This is a genomic window from Pelotomaculum sp. PtaB.Bin117, assembly GCF_002067195.1.
Taxonomy (GTDB): Bacteria; Bacillota; Desulfotomaculia; order Desulfotomaculales; family Pelotomaculaceae; genus Pelotomaculum_D; species Pelotomaculum_D terephthalicicum.
In genome coordinates this window covers 1-7,205 of the sequence record NZ_MVQM01000057.1, presented here as the reverse complement: position 1 = coordinate 7,205, position 7,205 = coordinate 1, and the positions used below count along the sequence as shown (strand labels likewise).

Below are 7,205 nucleotides of genomic sequence, written 5' to 3'. Positions count from 1 at the left end.
GTCCGCCGCGCCGGAGCTGAAGGCCAGGGCGCTTTACTCCGCCGGCCTTTGCTACATCGGCCTGGACGAGTGGGGGGACGACGCCATGTTCGCCTTTAACCCGTCTGATATTCGGGGGAAAATCATTTCCACCTACCGGCAATTTGTCGAAGAATACCCGGACAGCAGCATGGCCGACGACGCGCTGCTGGCGCTCGGCGCATACACCGGCGACGCCGCTTACCCGCAGAGAATATTGGCGGAGTACCCTGCGAGCGACACCGTCGAAAAAGCGAACGACCTGATTAAAGAGTTTGACCGGATTAAAGACCTTACAGAAAGGATGGAATCACCGTATCATTTTTTACCGTGGTCTACTAATCCGTGGGTGCCTTTCAAGATCATGTCCCCGGATGACGAGAGCGTGCCGCTGGAAATCAGAAATTGGGCGGCCGCCAACGCCAAAGATTTCTTTACCGGCGTTAAAACCCTGGGTGAATGGAGCTATGCTTGCGTCTCGGCCGGGGAAAAGTCCGCCGCCGGTTATAGAGTGGGAATAATTGGCGTTCGCGGTGAAAGCAACGGCAAGTTGAAGGTTTATTACCGGATGGACAGCCCGATGCCCGGGGAGGTGACGGCGCAGGAAATAGTTTATCCCTCTGTCTTAGTCCGCCTCCCGGCGACCAGCGCAGTGGTGGAATTTGCGGAAGGATTCCCGCAATGATTTTAGTCTCCATGCCTGGAAAAATATAAGGTGCAAGGAGCTTATTGCATGAAAAAGTTTTTTTTGCTCATGTCGTGGTGCTGTTTGTTGTCTTTATTAAGTGGTTGTTCACTTTCAAACAAAGAAGGTATTAGTACGTTCGATGAGACGGTTTATGCGGCTATTGATGACCAAACTGTTTGGTCTCATTGTGAGCTAATTGATCGTAGCGGGCTTGATACACAAGGATACCCACACCCAATTACATCTACATCTATTTACCTTTCATCTTGCAACACGCTAAATAAGAAGGATGCAAAACTTATAACAGAACTACCGTTAATAGCAGTTGATAGCGCCGGAAGAGAAGTATTAACCAGAGTTACCGATATCACACCTGCCGATAATAATTGGATTGTGATAGAAGAATACTTGGCCGGTGCAGACTGGAACCAAGGCTCCATAAGAATTATCGGCATGAATCTTGAGACCAAGGAGCAGCGTGCAATCGCAAGTGGTGGTCGTTCCGGCGGCTTGAATTTTAAATACATGGTAAAAGACAATTACGTCTTCTGGTCAGCAAAAGCTTTGGATGAAACTCGCGAATCAGCTATTATGAATTTATTGACAGGTGAAAAGCAAACTTTAGTAGGAGTTGACTATGATGCTAAAGTCGTCATTGAAAATGGCATTATAAATGCTGATGATAAAGCTATAAGCATAAAAATATAATTAATATTCCATATAATTTTTGCAAGAAACCAAGCATATCCTGAAACCAATTATATTAAGAAACAACATAAATAAGGAGGAGATCTTTTGAAAAGGGTTAAGGGAGCAGCCGTTGTAGTGCTGGCTGTGGGCATGCTGTTGTCCACGACCGCCTGGGCGGCGGAAAAAGAGGCGTCGGGCGGGCGGGCAGCACAAGGCGGTACGGCAACTGTGGAGTTGCAAGACGGGGCCGCCGGACAGCCGGTGGCAAAGGCGGAGTTAAACGAATCGCAGCGGCAGGCGCTGGAAAAAATCTACCAAATTGTGCCCGAACTAAAGGAACTTTCCGTGGAAGGCATGTATAACGAAGGGGAGGCCACTTGGGGGGTAGTTCTGAACGACAACACCGGGGATGTGGGACCCGACATTAGGCGAACTCACGCCAACCTCACCTTTAAAACTGATACGGGAGAACTGCTCAGGTTCGATATCCGGAACCCGAATTGGGCTTCTGTAGAGTTTCCGGCTTCCGGGTTGGCCAAGGAAAAGGCGGCTGAATTCGCCCGGCAGGTTCTGGGAGACAAAATGGAGGACTATCAGATGAGCGATCAGATAGGCTACGGCAGTGGAGGCGCACGGGACGACAAGGGGAACGAGATAAGGTGGGCCTCGGCGAATGTGCAGTTTGAGCGCCTGATCAACGGTATACCCTTTTTAAACAGCGGCATTCGGGTGAGTGTCGACGCCGCCGGGCATGTTACCGAATATTATACGGAAGGATCCTACAAGAGAAATGACAGCATAAAAGACAGCGGGCCGGATCCGGCGGTGTTCCCCGATCCCGCCCTGGCAGTGACGAAGGAAGCGGCGGCAGAGATTTATGCCGGGCTGCTGGAAATGAAGCTGAACTACGTTGAGCGGCAGCCCATGCAGTACCCTTACCCTATATTGGGCGATGAGGAGGTCGAAACCCGGCCGGTTTTAATATATACTCCTACTCCTGCTATGTATGCGTTCATAGACGCTGTAACAGGGAAGCCGCTGGCTGAATCTCACGAGCAGCCGCTGACCAGCCGGATCAGACTGGCTGGAGAGGGCAAGAAACTGGCTGCCGGGACTCCCGAAGCAGCCGCCGCCCTGCTTGCCGCTGAAACCGGCATAGATATTTCCGGGATGAAGTTTATAAGGGAAGGAGATTACCTTAATTCGGGGATTAAGGTGAAAGAGTACAGCTGGCATTCCGAACCCCAGACGGAGCAGGGCGGCATAAATCGTTTTTTAACTATCAGCACGCTGGCAGATACAGGCCAGGTTGTCGGCTTCAGCCTCTACGATGAATCCGGGCGCGGCCAAAAGGGGACGGTAACCAGAGAAACCGCGCAGGAAACGGCTATGCAATTCGTGCAAAGGTATCTGGAGCAAGGCGCGGTCGAGTTGGTCATGTCGAGCTTCCAGGCGCAGGAAGACAGCATTCCCGACTGGGTGGACAGGAGCAAGCTCCCGGACAATGAGCAGCGGCCGGAATTTCATTTTACTTTCACACTTACCCACCAGGGCATCCCGGTTTCGGACCGTTATAACTATGTTACTGTAGACGGACTTACAGGCAGGATTACTGCTTATTCCAGCGGAAACGGCAGTTCGTCCGTCAACCTGCCGGACAGCGGGAATGTGGTGACGGCTGAAGCTGCCAAGGCTGAATTTCTGAAAAGCCAACCGCTGCGTCTGGTTTACGTCTGGCCTGAATATTTCGGCCAGAAAGCACCCAAGCCTCTCCTGGTTTACCTGCCGGACTACAGCTATGGTGGAAAATACATCGACGCCTTGACGGGAAAAACGGTGACTTTGGAGGTGAAATAGAAAGGACCGGATATCGGTAAACTGAAAAAGAAACTTGGTGAGAGTCAGCCCGCCGGTTAGCGGGCTGACATCTGTAAAGCCCGGATGATAAGCATTAAGCATGGCTGGTGATTGTACTGGCGAAGGAGTGTCGATGTGATGAGAAAAAGGGTAATTATGTTAGGAACCATTGTCTCACTGCTATTCTCTGCGTGTGCTTATGGCTTTGCGGCCAAAGAAATTCAAGCCGCAATTGTGCTGGACGGTGCTAACATTGAAGCTTGCGCCTATATTTACGGAGGAGATGTTTACCTGCCGCTGCGGGCGGTTGGTGAAGCGCTAGGGTATGAAATACAGTGGTCGGGAGAGGAACAGACGGTTTCCGTTTCCAGACCCGGGGAAAATATAGTTATTGATTTGAGCAATGATAAAATAACCGCGGATGACCATGTCTATTATATGGGCGGAGATTATTCAGCCAAGGGGTTCTATGGCGGCAGCGTAACAATAGGAGACAGAATGTACATGCGGGCGGACTTTTTCTCCGACAACCTGGGGCTTAAAGTCCGGTGGGACGGGCAAAATGGAATAATGCAGCTTGAAAGCGTTAAAAAGAACGCGATTTCCATAAAAACAGTGAAAGAAGCTTCTGAGGACGATAAGATTAAAATAACCATACAATACCCGCAGATCGACGGGTTGGCTGATAAAACCGTGCAGGACAGTATAAACTCCATTTTCGAGAAATCAGCAACGGATGCCAGGAATGAAGGGCTGAAAAATGTTGAAGAAATGGAAAAGGTCAGGGCGTCGGGTTATACGGGCAGTCCAAACAAGTGTGAAACCTATTTCGACTACCGGTTGAAATACAATCAAAGCGGACTGCTGAGCGTTGTATGCATGGATTACCAGTACGCCGGGGGGGCGCACGGACTGACGGTGCAAAGCTCCCATACCTTCAACCTGAAAACAGGTGAAGAATACCAGCTCAAGGATTTGATGAAAAATGACGCGGATTATGTTTCTCTTATTAACAATACCGTCAGGAATGAGGTAAACGAACGGGTTAAGGAAGGAACATTGTCGGAAAACAAACCCTTCGAGACCATCAGGGACGACCAGGATTTTTACCTTGCCGATAGCGCGGTCGTGGTTTACTTCCAGCAGTATGAATATTGGCCCTATACCGCCGGCATACAGGAATTCCCGGTTGATTTCTCAGCGTTGAAAGATATGCTGAAGCCCGGTTTCTTAGTTTCTTAATTATGGCGGGTTGCGGTAAATCGGAAGTTGTTCCGGTTGAACAGAGTAGAGACCTTATGCTGGAGAATAGTTAAATTCTCCCCACCATGTTCCAATCGCGCTGAATACCTGGCTGACCCGGCATCCAACCGGCTGGAGCACCTAACCCGGTAGTTTCGCTAAACCTGAGGGCTTGCAGGACACGTATTATTTCCAGCACATTACGACCTACCGGCCTGGGATACTTGCAAAAAAACTTTATTAAGCCGTCAGGTGAAATAATCAACGTAGTCCGGGAAGCTGACCCTGTTTCAGGGTTGTAGGCGCCATAGCACTTAGAAATTTCATTGGTCGGGTCGGATAAGAGCGGGTATTGAACTTTTCTCGCTGAAGGCGATACCTGAGCAAAAATTTTGTGTGAGTAGACGCTGTCGGTACTGATTGCCAGGACCTCTGCTCCTAATTGTACAAATTCTTCGTAATGGTCAGCCACGGCTGCCAGCTCGGTCGGTCAGACAAAGGTGAAGTCATTGGAATAAAAGAACAGGATTACCCACTTTTTACGAAAGTCAGAGAGCTTAACATCGACCCGTTGTCCCCTGTAATAAGCTTCGGCAGTAAAGTCGGCCGCTGGTTTATCAAGGACAATTGGCTCTTTGACGAAACACTGGTCAGATAAAACGACGCGTGACATGAAGAACCTCTTCCTTTACTATTTTTATCCATATTATGTATTTGTATGAATTTATGTGTTGTAAAAAGGTTTAATAAATTAGGGAGACGCGGATGAGGCTGCCTATACTTAATATATCAGCGTAATTATGGCTGAAATGGCAAGATACTTTTTTAACGCTGCCCGTCGGAGCCGCCGTCAGGAAGCTTTTTACAGCCGGGATATGCCGATATTGGCAGGGATTCCTGCGGACGGTTAAGCTCGGTCAGGTGCTTCCAGTAGCGCTTTGGCATATGACTCATACGGCACCGGGGGTTGTGACGCCCCTTCACCTCAATGGTCTCGTAAAAAAGTCGCCACAGTTCGCGGAAAGATTGTTCCTTTTGATCAGGTTCGGGCAATACCAGATCTTCAACAGCAATAATTGCGGACTGGTAAGGGTGGTACGCCAGCGCCATACCATGGGTTTTGTCAAAAATTAAAAAGCGTTCCTCCGGATAGCGCCGGCAGAAATGCTGCCTCAACAAAGGGAGCACACAGTTTTTCGGCTCTATCTCGCCTACGAGGACGTTGTTAAAAACAGAAAAGCGCAGGAACCCTTTCAGCAGGTGGCTTTCGTTTTTCAAATGCTTTACGGCTTTAAAGAGTATATGCACTGCGTCGTTGGCCAGCATAGCCATCACGGAGGGGCCGTGACAGTAGCCCATGCGCATAAACCGCAGGATATGCAGTTCCTTTTGAGGAAGACAGGTTAAAAAGGCCTGCCGCACGAAATCCAGGGCCTCATGCCCCATTTTTTTCGGAATAGAAACCAGTACCCGGTTCGCTTTTTGGGGATCGGTCATAATTTCTTTAACCGGAAAGAGTGTAGCTTGCGGTATGTCCGGCGCTAAAATTTCCACCGGCATTTCTTTCTGGTCATAACTCTCAAAGACGCAGCACAGCAACCCATTGAAGCTGCCGTCGTAAAGATAAATCATATTTGACCGGTTAAGCATTTCTGAACATCCTCCTGACAGGATGACGGCTCATCAAAAAGAGAAAGCTGCTCCGCTTCCGGATGCAGAGGGAATCTCTCGTTATACATGGCCCAGGCTTTTTCAGACAGCAAAGCCCTCAGCACCGCATCCCGAGTGATTATCATGCCGTCCGCGGTTTTACCGCCGCAGGTGATGAAATACTGGGCACGTTTAAGTACAACCCCCAGCTTTCTGAGCGCGTCGAAATTAAGAGTGGTGGTGCGGCGGGCAGTGATAATCCGCTTAACACTTGTTACGCCGATGCCCGGTACCCGCAGCAGGTCGTTATAAGCGGCACGGTTTACGTCTACTGGGAAAAGCTCCATATGGTTAAGGGCCCAGTGGCATTTGGGATCTAAATAGGGATTAAAGCTTTGGTGCTGCTCGTCCAAAAGTTCGCGGGCGGTAAAACCGTAAAACCGCAGCAGCCAGTCCGCCTGGTAAAGGCGGTGCTCCCGCAGAAGCTGCGGTTTTGTGCCCATGGCGGGCAAAAGGGTGTTTTCGGCTACCGGCATATAAGCGGAAAAGAAAACCCGCTTGAGCTTGTATTTTTTATATAGGCTCTCGGTTAAATTTAAAATCTGAAAATCTGTGTCCGTCGTGGCCCCTATAATCATCTGGGTACTCTGGCCGGCAGGGGCGAACTTTGGTCCATGCCGATATCTTTTCCTGTCTGCGGAGCTCTCTTTTATGTGGCTATGAATATACCCCATCGGTCCCAAAATAGCGTGCTTTGATTTGTCCGGTGCCAGCAGCCGCAAACTGTTTTGAGAGGGAAGCTCAATATTTACACTGATCCGATCCGCCAGCGCGCCGATTCGGGCAATCAGTTGGCTGTCAGCGCCCGGAATAATCTTGGCATGAATATACCCGGCAAAACGGTACTCTTCCCGCAGTATGCGCAGAGCTTCCAGCATTTGCTCACAGGTATAGTCGGGATTTTTAAGCACACCGGAACTTAGAAAAAGACCTTCAATATAATTGCGGCGGTAAAAATTGAAAGTCAGTTCCGCCAACTCACGAGGTGTAAAGGTTGTCC

The 7,205-nt window shown here is 49.6% G+C and carries 7 protein-coding genes; 4 read left to right on the top strand and 3 right to left on the bottom strand.

The genetic code is table 11. The features are described from left to right. The 4 genes from A4E54_RS03715 to A4E54_RS03700 form a co-directional block, all read left to right on the top strand. A partial coding sequence (locus A4E54_RS03715; RefSeq protein WP_286724471.1) for a protease complex subunit PrcB family protein occupies nt 1-703 on the top strand: 703 nt, incomplete at its 5' end. Between the two features lie 48 nt (nt 704-751). After that, entirely contained in the window at nt 752-1,414 is a 663-nt protein-coding gene (locus A4E54_RS03710) for a hypothetical protein (protein ID WP_240084148.1), read from the top strand. A gap of 87 nt (nt 1,415-1,501) precedes the next feature. Further along, entirely contained in the window at nt 1,502-3,253 is a 1,752-nt protein-coding gene (locus A4E54_RS03705; RefSeq protein WP_240084149.1) for a YcdB/YcdC domain-containing protein, read from the top strand. 138 nt (nt 3,254-3,391) lie between these two features. Next, nucleotides 3,392-4,495, top strand: a complete 1,104-nt coding sequence (locus A4E54_RS03700; RefSeq protein WP_240084150.1) for a PdaC/SigV domain-containing protein — start codon at nt 3,392-3,394, stop codon at nt 4,493-4,495. 70 nt (nt 4,496-4,565) lie between these two features. Here the strand turns inward: A4E54_RS03700 and A4E54_RS03695 are convergent, their stop codons facing one another. From A4E54_RS03695 to A4E54_RS03685, 3 genes are all read right to left on the bottom strand, one after another. Further along, nucleotides 4,566-5,168, bottom strand: a complete 603-nt coding sequence (locus A4E54_RS03695; RefSeq protein WP_240084151.1) for a peroxiredoxin — start codon at nt 5,166-5,168, stop codon at nt 4,566-4,568. A 152-nt stretch (nt 5,169-5,320) separates the two neighbouring features. Beyond that, nucleotides 5,321-6,145, bottom strand: coding sequence for a TIGR03915 family putative DNA repair protein (locus tag A4E54_RS03690; protein ID WP_240084152.1), 825 nt, complete (start codon nt 6,143-6,145; stop codon nt 5,321-5,323). After that, the coding region (locus tag A4E54_RS03685) for a putative DNA modification/repair radical SAM protein (RefSeq protein ID WP_286724466.1) at nt 6,124-7,205 on the bottom strand (1,082 nt) is incomplete at its 5' end. The genes A4E54_RS03690 and A4E54_RS03685, both read right to left, overlap by 22 nt.

Coding starts and splice junctions, on each gene's coding strand:
- A4E54_RS03710 (WP_240084148.1), top strand. CDS start 752: ATGAAAAAGTTTTTTTTGCTCATGTCGTGGTGCTGTTTGTTGTCTTTA.
- A4E54_RS03700 (WP_240084150.1), top strand. CDS start 3,392: ATGAGAAAAAGGGTAATTATGTTAGGAACCATTGTCTCACTGCTATTC.
- A4E54_RS03690 (WP_240084152.1), bottom strand. CDS start 6,145: ATGCTTAACCGGTCAAATATGATTTATCTTTACGACGGCAGCTTCAAT.